The 1,041-nt window shown below is 74.3% G+C and carries 1 protein-coding gene; it reads left to right on the top strand.

Going from position 1 to position 1,041, the window contains the following annotated elements; genetic code table 11:
• Positions 1–150: 150 nt before the first annotated feature.
• On the top strand, positions 151–900 hold the full coding sequence (locus ABD823_RS34405; RefSeq protein ID WP_344867143.1) for a GNAT family N-acetyltransferase: 750 nt from the start codon (positions 151–153) through the stop codon (positions 898–900).
• The last annotated feature ends 141 nt before the right edge of the window (positions 901–1,041 follow it).

Here is a 1,041-nt window from a genome sequence, read left to right as displayed (position 1 = left end):
GGGGGTAACGGCCATCCCTCCGGGGAAGTCCAGGGGCCGCCACCGACGACGACTGGCTGGAGCACATCCGGGCGGTCCTCACCGCGGGGAGGGGCGTCCGCGCGGAGGGCGTGCTGACGCTGGGTGCCCCGGCCCTGCAGATAATGGATCATGCTGATCGAAGACGGGACCGGTGGGATCGAACGGGTCACAGGGCGTGCCGGTGTGCTCGCGATGGCGGGTGACGATCCGTACGTGCGGATGGTGCTCACAGACCACTCCACCGGGTACCGCGGCACCGGAGCGGTGGCCTGGTCCGGCAGGACACCCCGGACGCCGCTGCTCTGCGCCAGGGGCGCACCGGCGGAGGCGGCCCGTCTGCTGATGGAGCTCCACCATGAAGGGCTCATCCCGCCCGGAACGCTGCTGCGTCTCCCCCCGGGAACCGGGGAATTCCTGCACTCCCTCCGGCTCCGGCACGTCGAGGACTGGCAGTTCCGCTGGACGGACGGACCGCCGCGGCCGCCCGGGGAGCCGGACCCGGTGGAGGTGCTGCCGGCGGCCCGGGAGATCACGGAGCTCCTGGACTCCGGCAATCCGGGCTCCTCCGTCCGGCCGGGCGCGCCGCACATCCGGCGGTGGTACGGCATCCGCGACGGCGGCGAGCTGGTCGCCTGCGGCGCGGACGTGAGCTACGGCGGAGTCGGCTATCTCGCCGGGCTGACGGTCGCGCCCTCCCACCGGGGACGCGGGCTGGGCACCGCACTGACGTCGGCGATGAGCCGGGCGGCACACGCCGAGTTCGGCGTCGTGGCCCTCGGCGTCAACGCCGCCAACCACGGCGCGATCCGCCTCTACGAACGCCTCGGCTTCACGGACACCGTCGAGGTCTCGGCCCACGAGCTGCTCGCCCCGTCCTGACCCGGCCGATTCCCGGGGCTCCACGGCCTCTCCCGCGGGAAGACCTCCCGCCTTCCCGGCAGGGCGGCTTCCCGGCCGGAACGGACGGTGGCCGCCGCCGACCGGTGTCCCGCTCGGGCTCGGCGCGCGGAGGTCCGTACG

Origin of the sequence: Planomonospora alba, from assembly GCF_039534085.1 — a bacterium.
GTDB lineage: Bacteria > Actinomycetota > Actinomycetes > Streptosporangiales > Streptosporangiaceae > Planomonospora_B > Planomonospora_B alba.
The sequence above is the reverse complement of the archived record's forward strand: the minus strand, read 5'-3'. Positions and strand labels throughout refer to the sequence as shown.

Coding starts and splice junctions, on each gene's coding strand:
- ABD823_RS34405 (WP_344867143.1), top strand. CDS start 151: ATGCTGATCGAAGACGGGACCGGTGGGATCGAACGGGTCACAGGGCGT.